Raw genomic sequence first — 16,235 nt, 5'->3', positions numbered from 1 at the left:
AAATCCGATAATTTACAATCGCTTTACCTGTAAATCATGAAAAGCATCGGCCTGTAGTTTAAGGAGTTCCTCAGCTTTTTTCTTTTTATGGGCATAAACCGCTTCTTCCGCTTCAATTTCGTTGTAGATTTTAGTGTTCAAAGAAATGTCGGTTGCCAAAATCTGCTGGCGTTGCTGAACCTTCTGGGCTACCCATGTTTTTAGAATACTTTCCTCTTCTTCCTGTTTTATGTCGTATTCACCTTTTGGGGCCAACAATTTGGCTATAATCGGCGAAGTCTCAATGGCGAGGAACAAAAGAAAAATGAAGAATGAGGGGAACCACGGTAACTTACCTAGGGCATTAATACGAGCCATGAGTCCGTCAAAACCATCGATAATGGGTTGGGAGCTGTTTACAGCACTATTGTAATCGGTATTTAAAGCTGCAATTTGCGATTCCAATGCCACTATTTTTTCGGCGTTGGTTGTCTTCAATTGTTGCAATTCGGCCAATGCGGCATCGTGCTTTTCGCGCTTTTCGGCATACACGGGACCTTTTCCCAAAAGGCCTGTACCTGCCGTTCCTTCAGCCTCGGATATATAAGTGTTATATAGGGCATTGGTCTCAGCTTCTTGTGTATCGATTTCACTTTTCAAAGCGGCTATATCCTGATGCAATTTTTCGATCAGGGGGTTGTACTGCAGTGCTATTTGATCTTTATTGGCTAAAGTGAGCTCGTTTTTTTGTTCCAATAATACCTGGTTGATTTCCTTTTCAAAAATTTTCATTTCCAAAGGTTTTGAAATAACCACAGCGATGATCACGGCTAAAATAATCCGTGGGGTGGCCTGTAGTAGTTCATTGCCAAAACTATTGCGCTTCTTTATGGTTGAAACGATAAAACGATCCAAATTAAAAATCAACAGCCCCCAAATAAGTCCAAAAAAAACGGCCGGGTAAATAGTGTCAAAAACGGTGAATAAAGCGTAGGCACTGGCCAGAAAGGCCATCACGGCAGTAAAAAAGACTGTGGCACCGATACCGGCATATTTATTTTGTTCACCTTGGGAGCAGGTTGAAAGCAAAGAAGCATCTGCCCCTGAGCAGAGGATAAAAAAGTGTTGTAACATAGTGTTCCGATTTTGATTGATGATGGCAATACTACGGTCAGTTCGAGCGCAGTCGAGAACTTTTGATCTTGGTTCTATACTAAATCCGAATTGATCGTAGTACTGCGAAATGTTTCATATAGGTAATTAGAACGCCATCTGTGGGGTTTTGTTACAGGAAAAGCTGTTAAATCTATGAATTTGGGCAATATTTTAGGATAAAATGTATGGTTTACTATAAATTAAGGAGGTTTCATAATATAATAAGTTTCGATTATGCTTGGATTCCCTTGATGTTTCATTCGATTTATATGCTTGTCCTATGTCGTTAAAAGGGAATGGATTAAAGGTTGATGATAATTTTAAGTTGATCCAAAATCCATATTCCTAAATATATGTAGCTTTGCAGCTCTTAAAAAAAATATATATAATGGGTTTATTGGAAGACTTACAAGCGAGAAGCGGTGCAAAATGTGAAATATGTGGGGCAACGGAAAATTTAAAAATTTATGAAGTACCCCCGGTATCGACAGGTGGTGTTGATGGTAGTTTATTGGGTTGTGAAACTTGCTTAAGTCAGATTGAGGACCCGGATGCGGTAGACCCTAACCATTGGCGTTGTTTGAATGATAGTATGTGGAGCGAACATCCTCCTGTACAGGTAGTGGCCTGGCGCATGCTTTCCCGATTGAAAGCTGAAGGATGGCCCCAGGATCTGCTCGATATGATGTATTTGGATGATGAGCTATTGGCTTGGGCGAAGGCCACAGGGGAAGGTCAGGATGAATCTGAGAAGATCATTCACAGGGATGTGAACGGTGTCATATTGGAAAATGGGGATAGTGTGGTCTTAATCAAAGACTTGAAGGTAAAAGGATCTAGTATGGTGGCCAAACAAGGAACCGCTGTACGGCGTATTTCCTTGGATAGGGAAAATGCCGAATATATTGAAGGCAAAGTAGGGCCACAGCAAATCGTGATAATCACAAAGTACGTGAAGAAAATCTAAAATAAAATCCTAATTACAAAATCCCAAATCCCAATTCTTGTGAATGGGATTTGGGATTTCTTTTTTTTCGGGCATTTATTATGAATTCATTTCCGTAAAATATTTATAAAAATAGGGAATGGTCTCAATTCCCTTGTAGTAAAACCAGAGCCCAAAATGCTCATTGGGTGAATGTATGGCATCGCTATCGGAACCAAAGCCCAATAATATCGATTTGCTGCCCAGTTCTTTTTCAAAAAGTGATACAATGGGAATACTGCCACCACTACGCTGGGGTATGGGCGTTTTGCCGAATGTTGTTTCATAAGCTTTGGCGGCAGCTTGGTATGCAATGGTGTCGATAGGAGTCACATAACCTTGGCCACCGTGATGTGGCGTTACTTTTACCTTTACGCCTTTTGGCGCGATATTGGTGAAGTGTTTTACAAAAAGGTCTGTAATTTCTTCCCATTCCTGATGGGGAACCAAACGCATCGATATTTTGGCATAGGCCTTACTCGGTATTACGGTTTTGGCACCTTCCCCGATATAGCCGCCCCATATCCCATTCACGTCCAAAGTGGGTCTAATCGAATTCCGTTCGTTGGTGGTATATCCTTTTTCCCCATATACACTTTCAATATCCAATGCTTTTTGGTAAGCATTCAAATCGAAAGGGGCCTTGGCCATTTCAGCCCTTTCCTTGGAAGACAACTCCTCTACCTTATCATAAAACCCTGGAATGGTAATATGGTTGTCCTCATCATGCAGCGAAGCGATCATTTTCGTTAAGATATTGATGGGATTTGCTACAGCCCCTCCGTATAATCCGGAATGCAGGTCTCGATTGGGTCCTGTCACTTCTACTTCAACATAACTCAAACCACGCAAGCCTGTGGTAATCGAAGGATATTCCTTACTGATCATTCCGGTGTCGGAAATCAAGATGACATCATTCTTTAATTTCTCCTTATTATTGGCGACATAGGTCGCTATATTGACGCTGCCAACCTCTTCTTCCCCTTCGATCATGAATTTTACATTACAGGGGAGTTGGTTGGTCTTTACCATAAACTCCAGGGCTTTTACATGCATGTACATCTGACCTTTGTCATCACTGGCACCCCTTGCGAATATCGCCCCTTCAGGATGTTCTTCTGTTTTTTTGATAACAGGTTCGAAAGGAGGGGAGTCCCAAAGCTCAACGGGATCGGGGGGTTGAACATCATAATGGCCATAGACCAGAACGGTTGGTAGGTTGGGATCGATTATTTTTTCGCCATATACAATTGGGTAGCCATCGGTCTCACATATTTCCACATGATCACATCCTGCTTCATCCAATGCTTTCCCGACCATTTCCGAAGTGTTGATCACATCCTGCGAAAATGCCGAATCTGCGCTGATGGAAGGCATTTTGAGAAGCTCGATAATCTCGGTTAAAAATCGTTCTTTGTTCTTCGCTACGTACTCTCTACTATTTTGCATGTATAAGGCTTTGTTAGAAATTCAAAATTACAAAAAGAACTTTTTAAAGCGAGAGTATCGTAAATTGAAATTTTGCTTTATATTTGCATCCCGATAATCAAATAGGATTAGGGATTATTGTTTTGCGGGCGTGGTGGAATTGGTAGACACGCTAGACTTAGGATCTAGTGCCGCAAGGTGTGAGAGTTCGAGTCTCTCCGCCCGTACAAAGCGAAAGCCGACTTTTAGGAGTCGGCTTTTTTGTTTTTCAATTATACTGTTTACGCGTCCCAATAGGGATTAAGAACAATTTCTGGATATTTGGATATTTATGCAAATAGTTGGTTTAACCTAAATAGGGGTCATGACCCATTGTTGTGTTTATGCAAGGATCAATGTTAATCTATAAAGGAAGAATGCTATAATATTCACCCTACTGAACGGGGTACTAAAGAAGGAGCGGCCTATTTTTGATTTCTTTTTTTTTGCAATGCAAAAAAGAACAGAACACGAACTTCGGGATAGTTTATGCTTTCTTTTTCTAATCCACACACAACTTTTGGGATTGATCCAACCCAACGGGTCAGGAAAAATAATTGTGGTTATTACACTGCATTCCGGATATCCCTTTTTGGATATTTTTTGATTCCAACATATACCCACTAAAAAAGGGGAGTTTGATCGGAGCTACCTAAATAAGTCATTTTATGGAAAAATAGGGTATGGAATCATATTCCTGTTGAAATCATACGTAAACGGTCCCCTGGCATTGTTTAAAGGTCTTTTTTATCGGATAAGATCGAATAGATCCCATCAACCTGACGGGAATTGTGAAATACTATGGCAGGAAGGCTTGGTCAAGGCATAAAAAAAGTCCATTTAAAAATGGACTTTGTTATTTTCAGAACAAATTAGGAGGTAATATTTGGGGGATTCTCAGTTTAATCGCATTAAATGATTCCAACGGCAGCCAATAAAAGTCCACCAACTACGGATAGCAAAATCGCGATTAAAACCACAACCATTATACCCAAAAAAAGGTTGAGCATTTTGGTGCCAAATGTAATTTCTTGCTCCATGATTTTATTAATTTATTACAATTTAAGCAAATACCGTTTAAAATCCATCTGTTTTTGCCAATATTTCGACTAAAAGACTGTTCCTTAGTATGTTTCTTGGATGTATTGCCTGATTATTCGATGAAAAGCACGGATTTTTAAATCAGTTTTCATGGGGGTCTTTGCATAGTTTGTCGATTATTGGTCCTAGGGGGGTGTTCCAAAGTCCCTTTATGGGTCTTGTTCCCACTATGGACAACGGTATCAAAACCAAATAAAAATCCGGATAATGCTATGGTAAGCGAAATTCCGGAAAGTTTGGGATTCATAGGTATATTTCCTTGGTTTGGGATAAATGCCCAAGCCCAAGATGACCTTATGTTCCCATCATGGCCACTTTTGGTTTTAGGGAGTCCAGGCCCCTTGATTTCTTCCGCTTTTTTAAAATGCTATCCTGGTAGTTCCTGTTCGGAACGGCCTTGTTCTTCTCGTTGGGGTCGGATTTCAATTTTTGGAGCTCCTTGGTAGAAGGGGTGTTGTCCTCTTGAATGGGTAGATTGTCCTTTCTCGAATGTCGGTTACCACAAGAATTTGTCAATATACTTATCAAGGCCAAAAGCATAAAAATTTGGGGAATTCTCATAGTGGCTACATATTAGTGTCATAGTAATGTACGAACGTATGCCATAATTTGGATGCTAGCCCCCTTGTTCCCATTTACATAATCCGCATTGATCTGACCGGTTTCCCTTAAATAATCCGGGTTTTCCAATAATCGGGTTATCGTGGTGTCGAATTCAGCACTGTCTTTGATGACCAAAATACCTTTGTTGCGCACCAAGGCCTTTGCCTCATTGAATTTCGAATAGTCCGGGCCAATGATAATGGGGATGCCAAAAACAGCCGGTTCGAGGGTGTTGTGCAGCCCAGTGGCAAAAGCACCACCAACATAGGCGATATTCGAATAACTGTATATTTTGGTCAAAAGGCCTATGGTGTCAATAATCAATACATCAAACTGGCTGGGGTCATTATTTTCCCATTCGGAATAGAGCAAGGTTTTTTTGGTGATTGATTTTTTTAAGTCCGTAATGTGTTCCGGTTTTATGTTATGCGGGGCGAGAACAAATTTTAATGGGGATTGGGTTTCATTGATGAACGGGAGCATAATGGCTTCATCCTCGGGCCAAGTACTTCCAGCAACAAAGCAGGGGGAACTTCCTTTGAACTGCTCCATAAAAGGAAGTTTGTTGTCCCTTTCCAGAATTTCGGAAACCCGATCAAATCGGGTATCGCCACTAAGTGTTATGTTGTTGAGGCCTATCCCTTTCAATAGGTTTACCGATTTTTCATCCTGAACAAAGAAATGGGTAAATGTGTCAAGTGCTTTTCGCATGATGCCTCCATACCATTTGAAAAATATTTGGTCTTTTCTGAAAATGGCCGATATCAAAACAGTCGGGATGTTATTGTCGCCCAAAACTTTTAAATAATTGGGCCAAATTTCATATTTGACGAATATCGCTAGCTTGGGATTGACCGAGGCTATAAACCGTTTGGCGTTGTCCAGGGTGTCGATGGGTAGATAGATGACGGCATCTGCCACGGGTGTGTTTTTTTTCACCTCGTAGCCGGAGGGGGAAAAAAAGCTGATCAGTATTTGGTAACTAGGGTATTCGGCTTTGATTTTTTCCATGACAGGAAGGCCCTGTTCAAATTCCCCCAATGAGGCAACATGAAACCAGATAACATCCCTTTTTTTATCAATGGCCTTTTGTAGTATAGGGAAAGTGTCTTTTCTGCCTTGAACGAATAGTTTGATTTTTGGATGGAAAAATGCTACTATTTTCAAGAAGAACCACGTGATTTGTGCGATAAGATTGTAGATATGATTCACTTGGTTATGGTTTGTGGCTAAAATACGTTTCTTTCCAGAATTGTTCCTTATTTTTGCACTGTTACTATGCTAAAACTTGCAGATGCGAAAAATACAAATGGTTGACCTAAATGGTCAATACCAATCCATCAAAGAGCAAATAAACTCATCGATATCAAATGTTCTGGATACTTCGGCATTTATCAATGGTCCCGAAGTGCACGCCTTTCAAAAGGAACTGGAGGAATATTTAGGGGTTAAACATGTGATACCCTGTGCCAACGGTACGGATGCATTACAAATAGCCATGATGTGTTTAGGATTGCAGCCCGGTGATGAGGTTATTACCGTGGATTTCACCTTTGCGGCCACCGTTGAGGTAGTTGCCTTGCTCCAATTGACACCGGTTTTGGTCGATGTCGAAAAAGATACCTTTAATATCGATATTGAAGCAGCAGAGCGGGCAATAACCCCAAAGACAAAGGCGATTGTCCCCGTACACCTATTTGGTCAATGTGCCAATATGGATGCCATTATGGCCTTGGCCAAGAAACACGATTTATTTGTTATTGAGGATAATGCCCAAGCCATTGGAGCCACGTATAAGTGGGACGATGGTTCAAAACAAATGGCCGGAACTATTGGTCATGTGGGTGCCACTTCATTTTTCCCTTCTAAAAACTTGGGATGCTATGGCGATGGAGGTGCGATTTTCACTAATGATGATGCTTTGGCGCACACCATTAGGGGCATTGTGAACCATGGTATGTACGAAAGGTACCATCATGATGTTGTGGGTGTGAATTCACGTCTAGACTCCATTCAGGCCGCTGTCCTTAGGGCAAAGCTTCCGCTTTTGGATAGCTATTGCGATGCTCGTAGAAAAGCGGCACGGGCATATTCAAAAGCATTTAAAGGTCAAGAACATATTGTTGTTCCTGTGACCGTGAACAATTGTGGTGAAATTTGTGATACCTGTGACTGTCATGTCTTTCATCAGTACACGTTGCGTATTACCAATGGAAAACGGGATGCCTTGGTAGCCCACTTGGGGGAAAAACAAATTCCATGTGGGGTGTATTATCCCATACCATTACATAGTCAAAAAGCCTATGCGGATGAACGGTATAGTGAAGCGGATTTCCCTGTGACCAATCAATTGGTGAAAGAGGTTATTTCACTTCCTATGCATACCGAACTCGATGAAGAACAAATAGATTTTATCACAGAAACGGTTATCCATTTTGTTAATGGCTAATAAACGCACTTTTAATAGAATTGAATTTCAAAATAAACAAGATTAGATGAAAGTATTGGTAACAGGTGGATTGGGGTTTATAGGCTCCCATACCGTAGTAGAGCTTCAGAATGAAGGGTATGAGGTCGTTATTATTGATGATTGTTCCAATTCCTCTGAAAAAGTACTCGATGGTATCACTGCGATAACAGGGAAGAGACCATTGTTCGAAAAAATTGATTTAAAGGAAAAATCAAAGGTGGAGGAGTTTTTCAAAAGACATGCCGATGTGCAAGGTGTAATTCACTTTGCGGCATCAAAAGCCGTCGGGGAAAGTGTTGAAAAACCCTTGTTGTATTATGAAAACAATATTGGTACCCTTATTTATTTATTGAAGGAACTATCAAGGAAATCGAAATCCAGTTTCATATTCAGTTCTAGTTGTACCGTTTATGGTCAGGCAGATACTATGCCTATTAATGAGGATGCTCCTGTTAAGGCTGCAGAATCGCCTTATGGTAATACCAAGCAAATGGGCGAGGAGATCATCAGGGACACCTGCAAGGTCACCGAAGGCTTAAATGCCATTGCCTTGCGTTATTTCAATCCTATGGGGGCCCATCCCAGTTCCGAGATAGGGGAATTACCCATTGGGGTACCACAAAACCTCGTGCCATTCATTACACAGACGGGGATGGGGCTACGGGAACAGTTGTCGGTTTTTGGTGACGATTATCCTACTTCAGATGGTACTTGTGTACGTGATTACATCTATGTGGTGGATTTGGCAAAAGCCCATGTTGTTGCACTTCAGCGTTTATTGGCCGGGAAGAACAAGACGAATTACGAGGTATTTAATGTAGGTACGGGAAAAGGAAGCACTGTTCTTGAGGTAATCAAAAGTTTTGAAAAGGTGTCAGGTAAAAAACTCAATTATAAAATTGTGGATAGAAGACCTGGGGACATCACTTCGGCCTATGCCGATACCACCCTAGCCAATGAAGAGCTTGGATGGAAAGCACAATTTACCCTGGATGAGGCGATGAAATCAGCTTGGGACTGGGAACAAAAGATTAGAAGCTGAATGTAAGGGGTGATTCCTGTCTGTTTTGCAAAGCCGATTCATAGGTTGGGATAGAAAGGAATAAACCAAAAACAGTTTGGGAAACGTATTTAGTTTATGGAACTTGATTTTGTAGATAGCAATGAGCTTTTGGCGAACGCCGAATCTGAAAACCTTTACGGCAAGTTGGTGATTCAGGTAAAGAAGGATTTTGGGCTTGCGAATATCCCCATTGACCTTGCCGATACTGTTTCCCCTGGACACCTACGGGTCTTCATGCATGAGAAGATTTATTTTTTGATCATGGAGAAATTCACCGATTATCTCAATCTACTCTATGTGGTCGATGTACCGGAAAAATCCTTTAAACAGATTCATGTAACCGATGCCGTTGAGGTTGCCGAACAGGTTTCGTTGCTGGTCTTGAAAAGGGAGTTCCAAAAAGTCTGGTTAAAAGATAAATACTCCTCCTAAAAATAGACGCGTACAAAAGGCATTAATGCATTGGCATAAATGCTTTTGTCATCATCGTATAATACATCATATCGAAGACCGAAGGTCACATTCTGGTTGCTATAACCTATACCGAGGAAAAGTGCCGGGGACCAATAATTATCTTCCCTGTTGCCCCCGTCCAGTGCATACGTCCTATTGATTCTCAATTGTTCCAGTTCCCCTGATAATTGAATGTTGGGGATAGGGTTGTAAAGCGATAATATACTACCGCCATAGGCAAATAATTTGTCTTCGTTGAATTTGGCATAATTGAAATTGAGGCTAGCCCCCGTGGCGAACTGGTCATTCACTTGATATATGGCACTTGGTGAAATCGAAGCATTGAAACTTTCATTGGTAAAGCCCAAACCGATGCCGCCTCCAAAACGCACATTGTTCCAGAAATCATGGGAAGTCTTTTGGCCTAAACAGGAAAACCCGATGAGGAAAAACAGGGATAAAATGTAATGTTTCATTTCGAATTGATTTTGTATATTATAATGATTGTTCTTGCCTTTTGGGCAATATTACCAATGAAGATACGCCTAGATATAGGAAATATTGTATTTTTGATCAGGTTTTGTTATTGAAACCATATTTGAAATTCAGGAATCATTATTTCAAACAAATTAGAAAGAATTAGTCTCGTCACTAGATGGGATTTGCTTCTTATTATAAGATAGAGCACATACATGGATAAATATTCCTTTTTAAATGCGGCGCATACTTCCTATTTCGCGGAAGTGTACGACAAATATTTAACGGACCCCGATAGTGTTGAGCCTAGTTGGAGGGCATTTTTTCAAGGTTTTGATTTTGGGGTCGAAAGTTCATCGGATAAAACCGGTGATTCACTTCAAAATGGGGATGGGACTACATCCTTGATTTCAGAGGGTCAAGTACCTGAACACATGCAAAAAGAGTTTCGGGTAGTTCGCTTGATCAATGGATACCGTACCCGGGGCCATCTTTTCACCAAGACCAATCCGGTTCGTAAGCGTAGGACATATGTTCCCACATTGGATTTGGAACATTTTGGGTTGAGTGACCAGGATTTGGATACCGTATTCACTGCTGGTGAGGTTATTGGGTTAGGGCCCAATACATTGCGTGATATTATTGGACATTTACAGCGGATTTACTGTGATGCCATAGGGGTTGAGTATATCTATATCCGCAAACCCGAATTTGTGGATTGGATCCAGAATTGGGTGAATGTAAATGATAACCATCCTGATTTTAGTAATGATCAAAAGAAACATATCCTAAAAAAACTGAATCAGGCAGTATCCTTTGAAAGTTTTCTCCATACCAAATACGTAGGTCAAAAGCGATTTTCCCTTGAGGGGAATGAGTCGTTGATTCCTGCTTTGGACGCCATCGTTGAAAGAGCGGCCGAAATGGGGGTCGAACAGTTTGTCATGGGGATGGCCCACAGGGGCAGGCTCAATGTTCTTACGAACATCTTTGGCAAATCGGCGAAAGCTATTTTCAGTGAATTTGACGGTAAGGATTACGAGCAAGAGATTTTCGATGGTGATGTCAAATACCATTTAGGTTGGACTTCCGAAAGGAAATCGGATAATGGCAATAAGATTAAAATGAACATTGCCCCCAATCCATCGCATTTAGAGACGGTAGGACCCGTGGTCGAAGGTATCGTAAGGGCCAAACAAGATGCCCACTATAAGGATGATTTTTCAAAGGTTCTACCGATCATCGTCCATGGTGATGCGGCTATAGCTGGTCAAGGGGTTGTTTATGAAGTGGTGCAAATGGCAAAGCTCGATGGCTACAAGACGAATGGTACCATACATATTGTGGTGAACAACCAGATTGGTTTTACTACCAATTATTTGGATGCAAGGTCTTCAACCTATTGCACCGATGTGGGTAAGGTTACTTTAAGTCCGGTATTGCATGTGAATGCGGATGATCCAGAGGCGGTTTGCCATGCGGCATTGTTTGCGCTGGAGTATCGTATGCGTTTCAATACTGACGTTTTTATTGATTTATTGGGGTATCGAAAATATGGGCATAATGAGGGTGATGAACCTAGGTTTACCCAGCCCAAACTTTATAAGGCTATTGCCAAACATAAAAACCCTCGGGATATCTATGCTGAAAGATTGATTGCCGAAGGGGTTATTGAAGAGGGGCATGTAAGGCAATTGGAGCAAGACTACAAAGCTTCCTTGGAAGAGGAACTCGAAGATTCCAGAAAAGAGGATAAGACGATAATAACGCCCTTCATGGCCGATGAATGGAAGGATTTTACTTCGGTTCGCGAATGGGAAATGTTGGATCGTGTGGATACAACCTATGATAGGGATAAGTTGAGTAAAATTGCTAAAATACTGACCGACCTCCCTGAAGACAAAAAATTTCTCAGGAAAGTGGTCAAATTGGTTGCTGATCGAAAAAAAATGTTCTTTGAAACCGATAAGCTGGATTGGGCCATGGGTGAGTTGTTGGCTTATGGAGCACTTCTCGAAGAAGGTTTTGGGGTGCGTATGTCGGGTCAGGATGTGGAAAGGGGTACTTTTTCCCATCGACATGCTGTTATGAAAGTCGAAGAAAGTGAAGAGGAGATAATGCTTTTGAACCATATATCCGAAAACCAAGGTGATTTTCAGATATACAATTCCTTGCTATCGGAATATGCAGTCGTTGGTTTCGATTATGGCTATGCCATGGCAAGCCCAAATACGTTGACCATCTGGGAAGCCCAGTTCGGTGATTTCAGTAATGGCGCCCAAATAATGATCGACCAATACATATCTGCGGCAGAGGATAAATGGAAGTTGCAGAACGGATTGGTAATGTTCTTGCCCCATGGTTATGAGGGGCAGGGTGCAGAACACTCTTCGGCCCGTATGGAAAGGTATTTGCAATTATGTGCTAGGGATAATATGTACATTGCCGATGTAACCACACCGGCCCAAATGTTCCATATCTTGAGAAGGCAAATGAAGGTTGGTTTTAGAAAACCATTGATTATTTTTACACCGAAGAGCCTTTTGCGCCATCCAAAAGCTGTTTCCACCGTTGATGACTTTGTTTCTGGTGGATTTCAGGAAGTTTTGGACGATGGGTTGGCAGACGTAGAAAAGGTAAGGTCCTTGGTGTTCTGTACCGGTAAATTCTATTATGACCTTTTGGCTGAAAGGGAAAAATTGAATAGGGATGATGTCGCATTGGTTAGGATAGAGCAACTATTTCCGTTGCCCATTAACCAAATAGAGGCTATCTTAGAAAAATATAACCAAGCTGATGATCTGGTTTGGGCACAGGAAGAGCCACGGAACATGGGTGCCTGGAGCCATCTTATGATGCATTATCCTAAATCGGATAGCTTTAGGGTGGCATCGCGAAGATTCTATGCCTCACCAGCGGCGGGTAGTGCCGTTCGCTCCAAGAACAGACATCAACAAGTGTTGGATTTTGTTTTTGATAAGAGCATGGATAATATGACAAGACCTAAATAAAGAAATAAAACATCTAATTATTTAAAGAATGATTTTAGAAATGAAAGTCCCCTCACCGGGAGAATCAATTACCGAGGTTGAGATTGCGGAATGGTTGGTTGAGGATGGCGATTATGTTGAAAAGGACCAGGCAATTGCCGAGGTCGATTCTGACAAGGCAACATTGGAGCTTCCTGCAGAGGCAAGTGGTATTATCACTTTGAAGGCGGAAGTTGGGGATGCGGTTGAAGTAGGAGCTGTTGTTTGTTTGATTGATACATCCGCTACTAAACCGGAAGGGTCGGAATCAAAGGCAGTGGCGCCGGAAGCTGCCAAACCGGAAGTGGAAACACCAAAAGTGGAGGCAAAACAGGAAACTACCTATGCAACAGGAACAGCGTCGCCAGCGGCTAAAAAGATATTGGCGGAAAAGAATCTTGATACGGCGCAAATAAAAGGTACAGGTAAGGACGGTAGGATCACCAAGGAAGACGCTGTAAATGCTGTGCCTTCAATGGGGACTACACCGAATTGGGGCAGTCGTGGGGAAAAGCGTTCAAAACTTTCCATGTTGCGTAGAAAAGTGGCCGAACGATTGGTGTCGGCGAAGAACGAAACAGCCATGTTGACTACGTTTAATGAAGTGGACATGTCACCCATTTTTGAACTTCGAAAAAAATATAAGGAGGATTTTAAGGCGAAACATGGCGTAAGTCTAGGGTTTATGTCATTCTTTACCAAGGCTGTGGTCAGGGCACTTGATATGTATCCAACTGTAAATTCCATGATTGATGGTAAAGAGATGATCTCTTATGAGTTTGCTGATATCAGTATCGCGGTGTCAGGTCCCAAAGGATTAATGGTACCTGTAATACGCAATGCGGAAAAATTAACCTTTAGGGGTGTCGAGGCCGAAGTAAAACGTTTGGCGATTCGTGCCCGAGAAGGTGAGATTACAGTGGATGAAATGACTGGAGGAACGTTCACTATTACCAATGGAGGGGTATTCGGGTCAATGCTATCGACTCCTATAATCAATCCACCACAAAGTGCGATTTTGGGTATGCATAATATCGTTGAACGCCCCATTGTCAGAAATGGTGAAATCGTGATTGCCCCCATTATGTTTGTGGCCTTGTCCTATGATCATAGGATCATTGACGGGAAAGAGTCAGTAGGGTTCTTGGTCGCCGTCAAGGAAGCTCTGGAAAATCCGGAGGAATTGTTGATGGACAATGACGTGAAAAAGGCGTTGGAGTTTTAGTAACACCGTTTTCCTTTATAATATAAATCCTGGACTTTATGGTTCAGGATTTTTTTTATGCCAAATATCATCCATATTAAGACATATTGAAGAACACCACCTGGAATATCCCCAATGTCCTTGTTCGATATGGTTTGTGGGATAACTTAGGGCTGCAATTGCATATGCCCTTTGCCAAAGACCTTTGTTTTGGGAATAATGGATTGACCAGCACCATTTTTTTGTGGAAAATACGGTGAATTTCAATTTGGATTCGATGCAGGGTTTAAAATGGGGGTAATCTATCAGTGGATTTTTTAGCGTTCAAAAGTCTATTACAGGATATGATCTATACGGGGGCGATTGTAACTTGGGTCATCAATATCAAAAAGCTATAGATCGTTTAATTCTTGGGAAATGTAACTTAAGGGGGATGATTTTTTTAGATCAAGAACAATTTCTGGGTATTTGGATGTTTATGCAAATAATCGAGTTAACCTAAATAGGAAATATTCTGTATTTCTAACGCCTCTGAACGGAATCCTAAAGAAAGAACGGCCTATTTTCGATTTCGTTTTAAATCAAGTGGTTTCCGCATTGGGCGGGGAAGCCGTCCATAGAGCATTTCACTTTAGTGAAAGCGGCCTGGACGGTGTGGCCGCGGAAAGTGCGTGGATTTAAAGAAATTTAAAATCAGCCTAGCGTTTTTTGTTTCTTTTTTGGGCAATGCAAAAAAGAACAGAACAAGAACTTCGGGATAGTTTATACTTTCTTTTTCTAATTCGCACCCAACTTTTGGGATTGACCCATTTTTTCCCCTGCTTGCCCACTGGGGGGCTATAGGCGTTCGCGGTGATTGTAAATCACGGTTCTCGTAGGGGTTGTTGGTAGGAATATCGGTTGCGAAGAATGATTTTGTTATTTCAATTTCAAGTATAAAAAACACCCGTTGTAATCGATTACAGCTTTTCCTCTTTTTAAGACATCGGCACCGATGATTCCATCAACGGGTAGGGCGTTATGGGTAGTGAGCGCTTCATTTACATGGGTGAGGTCGAACAAAACGATTTTCTGTTTTTTTTTGCTCCATTTTCCGATTTCAATCCTGTTTTTGGTCGATATCATGGTTTCCATATTGGAGGACCCAGCCCCGGCTGCCTTTATTTTCGATTCCTTGGAAACTAATTTGAAAAATTCAATTTTGTCAAATCCGATACAGGTGTTCGATGCCCCTGTGTCAAGAATAAACCGACCGGGAATGCCGTTGATTTTGGCGACGACCTCAAAATGGTTGGTGGCGGTATATACCAAGGGTATTCTAATGTAGTTTTTTTTATGTAAAAACTTTTTGAGGCTCAACATTTATTTTTTTGATAAAGATAAGGCTATTTTTGTTCCTTGAAATGGGCTTTATGGTGGTTGGTGCGCATCAAATTACCCATAAGGGCATCAAGATGGATAATTAAATAACTATAGATGATTTTAACAGATACACATACCCATCTTTACAGCGAGGCTTTTGATGAAGACCGCGATGAGGTGATACGAAATGCCATGGAAAAAGGTGTGGATCGTTTTTTTATTCCAGCCATAGATTCGACCTATACCGAGGCAATGTTCGCATTGGAGGCGGCTTATCCCGGAAATGTGTTTTTGATGACGGGGCTTCATCCGACACATGTCAAAGGGAATTTCAAGGATGAATTGGAACATGTCGTGAAATTGTTGTCAGATAGGAAGTTTTATGCGATTGGTGAAATAGGGATTGATCTGTATTGGGATAAAACCTTCCTAAAAGAACAGCAGGAAGCCTTCCAATTTCAAATTAAGTTGGCGAAAAAGCATGGTTTGCCCATAGTGATTCATTGTAGGGAGGCCTTTGAGGAAGTGTTCGAGGTGCTTGAAAGTGAAAAAGGGGACGATTTGTATGGTATTTTCCACTGTTTTACAGGGACCTTGGAGCAAGCCAAAAGAGCTATTTCATACAATATGAAATTGGGTATCGGAGGGGTGGTGACCTTTAAAAATGGCAAGATAGATACTTTTTTACAGTATTTGGATGTGAAGGATATCGTTTTGGAAACCGATGCGCCCTACCTGGCTCCCGTACCCTTTAGGGGAAAACGGAATGAAAGTGCTTATTTGGACCTTGTGGCGGATAAGGTGGCGGGCATTTACGGTATCGATAAAAACGAACTTGCCAAGATTACCACGGAAAATTCAAAACAAGTATTCGGTATTTGACAAAA

14 protein-coding genes and 1 tRNA gene are annotated in these 16,235 nt (G+C 41.5%); 8 read left to right on the top strand and 7 right to left on the bottom strand.

Annotation, left to right across the window (positions count from 1 at the left end):
* Positions 1 to 12 precede the first annotated feature (12 nt).
* Positions 13 to 1,113 carry a DUF4407 domain-containing protein gene (locus HPE56_RS11160; protein WP_188243840.1) on the bottom strand — a complete coding sequence of 367 codons (1,101 nt, stop codon included), beginning with the start codon at positions 1,111 to 1,113 and terminating at the stop codon, positions 13 to 15.
* Positions 1,114 to 1,522: 409 nt separating this feature from the next.
* On the opposite strand from HPE56_RS11160, the gene HPE56_RS11155 reads away from it, so the two are divergent.
* On the top strand, positions 1,523 to 2,101 hold the full coding sequence (locus HPE56_RS11155) for a PhnA domain-containing protein (RefSeq protein WP_188243839.1): 579 nt from the start codon (positions 1,523 to 1,525) through the stop codon (positions 2,099 to 2,101).
* 78 nt (positions 2,102 to 2,179) lie between these two features.
* On the opposite strand, the gene HPE56_RS11150 is transcribed toward HPE56_RS11155, so the two are convergent.
* Positions 2,180 to 3,568, bottom strand: a complete 1,389-nt coding sequence (locus tag HPE56_RS11150; RefSeq protein ID WP_188243838.1) for a dipeptidase — start codon at positions 3,566 to 3,568, stop codon at positions 2,180 to 2,182.
* Positions 3,569 to 3,692: 124 nt separating this feature from the next.
* On the opposite strand from HPE56_RS11150, the gene HPE56_RS11145 reads away from it, so the two are divergent.
* Positions 3,693 to 3,774, top strand: a tRNA-Leu gene (locus tag HPE56_RS11145).
* 723 nt (positions 3,775 to 4,497) lie between these two features.
* On the opposite strand, the gene HPE56_RS20465 is transcribed toward HPE56_RS11145, so the two are convergent.
* From HPE56_RS20465 to HPE56_RS11135, 3 genes are all read right to left on the bottom strand, one after another.
* Positions 4,498 to 4,626: a hypothetical protein gene (locus tag HPE56_RS20465; RefSeq protein ID WP_262890271.1), complete on the bottom strand. Its 129-nt coding sequence runs from the start codon at positions 4,624 to 4,626 to the stop codon at positions 4,498 to 4,500.
* Between the two features lie 355 nt (positions 4,627 to 4,981).
* Positions 4,982 to 5,248 (bottom strand): hypothetical protein, encoded by a 267-nt coding sequence (locus HPE56_RS11140; protein ID WP_188243837.1) that lies wholly within the window; start codon positions 5,246 to 5,248, stop codon positions 4,982 to 4,984.
* An 18-nt stretch (positions 5,249 to 5,266) separates the two neighbouring features.
* Positions 5,267 to 6,502 (bottom strand): 3-deoxy-D-manno-octulosonic acid transferase, encoded by a 1,236-nt coding sequence (locus HPE56_RS11135; RefSeq protein WP_188243836.1) that lies wholly within the window; start codon positions 6,500 to 6,502, stop codon positions 5,267 to 5,269.
* Positions 6,503 to 6,584: 82 nt separating this feature from the next.
* Here HPE56_RS11135 and HPE56_RS11130 point away from each other — a divergent pair, with 82 nt between their 5' ends.
* The 3 genes from HPE56_RS11130 (at position 6,585) to HPE56_RS11120 (ending at position 9,255) form a co-directional block, all read left to right on the top strand.
* A complete protein-coding gene (locus tag HPE56_RS11130) occupies positions 6,585 to 7,739 on the top strand; it encodes a DegT/DnrJ/EryC1/StrS family aminotransferase (protein WP_188243835.1) in 1,155 nt (384 codons plus the stop codon).
* Between the two features lie 46 nt (positions 7,740 to 7,785).
* On the top strand, positions 7,786 to 8,802 hold the full coding sequence (gene galE / locus HPE56_RS11125) for a UDP-glucose 4-epimerase GalE (protein ID WP_188243834.1): 1,017 nt from the start codon (positions 7,786 to 7,788) through the stop codon (positions 8,800 to 8,802).
* Between the two features lie 96 nt (positions 8,803 to 8,898).
* Positions 8,899 to 9,255: a hypothetical protein gene (locus tag HPE56_RS11120; RefSeq protein ID WP_188243833.1), complete on the top strand. Its 357-nt coding sequence runs from the start codon at positions 8,899 to 8,901 to the stop codon at positions 9,253 to 9,255.
* Here the strand turns inward: HPE56_RS11120 and HPE56_RS11115 are convergent.
* On the bottom strand, positions 9,252 to 9,752 hold the full coding sequence (locus HPE56_RS11115) for a porin family protein (protein ID WP_188243832.1): 501 nt from the start codon (positions 9,750 to 9,752) through the stop codon (positions 9,252 to 9,254). The genes HPE56_RS11120 and HPE56_RS11115 overlap by 4 nt on opposite strands.
* 216 nt (positions 9,753 to 9,968) lie before the next feature.
* On the opposite strand from HPE56_RS11115, the gene HPE56_RS11110 reads away from it, so the two are divergent.
* Entirely contained in the window at positions 9,969 to 12,764 is a 2,796-nt protein-coding gene (locus HPE56_RS11110) for a 2-oxoglutarate dehydrogenase E1 component (protein WP_188243831.1), read from the top strand.
* A gap of 28 nt (positions 12,765 to 12,792) precedes the next feature.
* A complete protein-coding gene (gene odhB / locus HPE56_RS11105; RefSeq protein WP_188243830.1) occupies positions 12,793 to 14,007 on the top strand; it encodes a 2-oxoglutarate dehydrogenase complex dihydrolipoyllysine-residue succinyltransferase in 1,215 nt (404 codons plus the stop codon).
* 897 nt (positions 14,008 to 14,904) lie between these two features.
* Here the strand turns inward: odhB and HPE56_RS11100 are convergent.
* Positions 14,905 to 15,348 (bottom strand): retropepsin-like aspartic protease, encoded by a 444-nt coding sequence (locus HPE56_RS11100; RefSeq protein WP_188243829.1) that lies wholly within the window; start codon positions 15,346 to 15,348, stop codon positions 14,905 to 14,907.
* 114 nt (positions 15,349 to 15,462) lie between these two features.
* Here HPE56_RS11100 and HPE56_RS11095 point away from each other — a divergent pair, with 114 nt between their 5' ends.
* A complete protein-coding gene (locus HPE56_RS11095; protein WP_188243828.1) occupies positions 15,463 to 16,230 on the top strand; it encodes a TatD family hydrolase in 768 nt (255 codons plus the stop codon).
* Positions 16,231 to 16,235: the final 5 nt, after the last annotated feature.

The sequence above is a fragment of the Maribacter aquimaris genome, assembly GCF_014596745.1.
Taxonomy (GTDB): Bacteria; Bacteroidota; Bacteroidia; order Flavobacteriales; family Flavobacteriaceae; genus Maribacter_A; species Maribacter_A aquimaris.
The sequence above is the reverse complement of the archived record's forward strand: the minus strand, read 5'-3'. Positions and strand labels throughout refer to the sequence as shown.

What these genes read in the sequence shown, in the direction of transcription:
- HPE56_RS11160 (WP_188243840.1), bottom strand. Translation starts at nt 1,113, where the DNA reads ATGTTACAACACTTTTTTATCCTCTGCTCAGGGGCAGATGCTTCTTTG.
- HPE56_RS11155 (WP_188243839.1), top strand. Translation starts at nt 1,523, where the DNA reads ATGGGTTTATTGGAAGACTTACAAGCGAGAAGCGGTGCAAAATGTGAA.
- HPE56_RS11150 (WP_188243838.1), bottom strand. Translation starts at nt 3,568, where the DNA reads ATGCAAAATAGTAGAGAGTACGTAGCGAAGAACAAAGAACGATTTTTA.
- HPE56_RS20465 (WP_262890271.1), bottom strand. Translation starts at nt 4,626, where the DNA reads ATGGAGCAAGAAATTACATTTGGCACCAAAATGCTCAACCTTTTTTTG.
- HPE56_RS11140 (WP_188243837.1), bottom strand. Translation starts at nt 5,248, where the DNA reads ATGAGAATTCCCCAAATTTTTATGCTTTTGGCCTTGATAAGTATATTG.
- HPE56_RS11130 (WP_188243835.1), top strand. Translation starts at nt 6,585, where the DNA reads ATGCGAAAAATACAAATGGTTGACCTAAATGGTCAATACCAATCCATC.
- galE (WP_188243834.1), top strand. Translation starts at nt 7,786, where the DNA reads ATGAAAGTATTGGTAACAGGTGGATTGGGGTTTATAGGCTCCCATACC.
- HPE56_RS11120 (WP_188243833.1), top strand. Translation starts at nt 8,899, where the DNA reads ATGGAACTTGATTTTGTAGATAGCAATGAGCTTTTGGCGAACGCCGAA.
- HPE56_RS11115 (WP_188243832.1), bottom strand. Translation starts at nt 9,752, where the DNA reads ATGAAACATTACATTTTATCCCTGTTTTTCCTCATCGGGTTTTCCTGT.
- HPE56_RS11110 (WP_188243831.1), top strand. Translation starts at nt 9,969, where the DNA reads ATGGATAAATATTCCTTTTTAAATGCGGCGCATACTTCCTATTTCGCG.
- odhB (WP_188243830.1), top strand. Translation starts at nt 12,793, where the DNA reads ATGATTTTAGAAATGAAAGTCCCCTCACCGGGAGAATCAATTACCGAG.
- HPE56_RS11100 (WP_188243829.1), bottom strand. Translation starts at nt 15,348, where the DNA reads ATGTTGAGCCTCAAAAAGTTTTTACATAAAAAAAACTACATTAGAATA.
- HPE56_RS11095 (WP_188243828.1), top strand. Translation starts at nt 15,463, where the DNA reads ATGATTTTAACAGATACACATACCCATCTTTACAGCGAGGCTTTTGAT.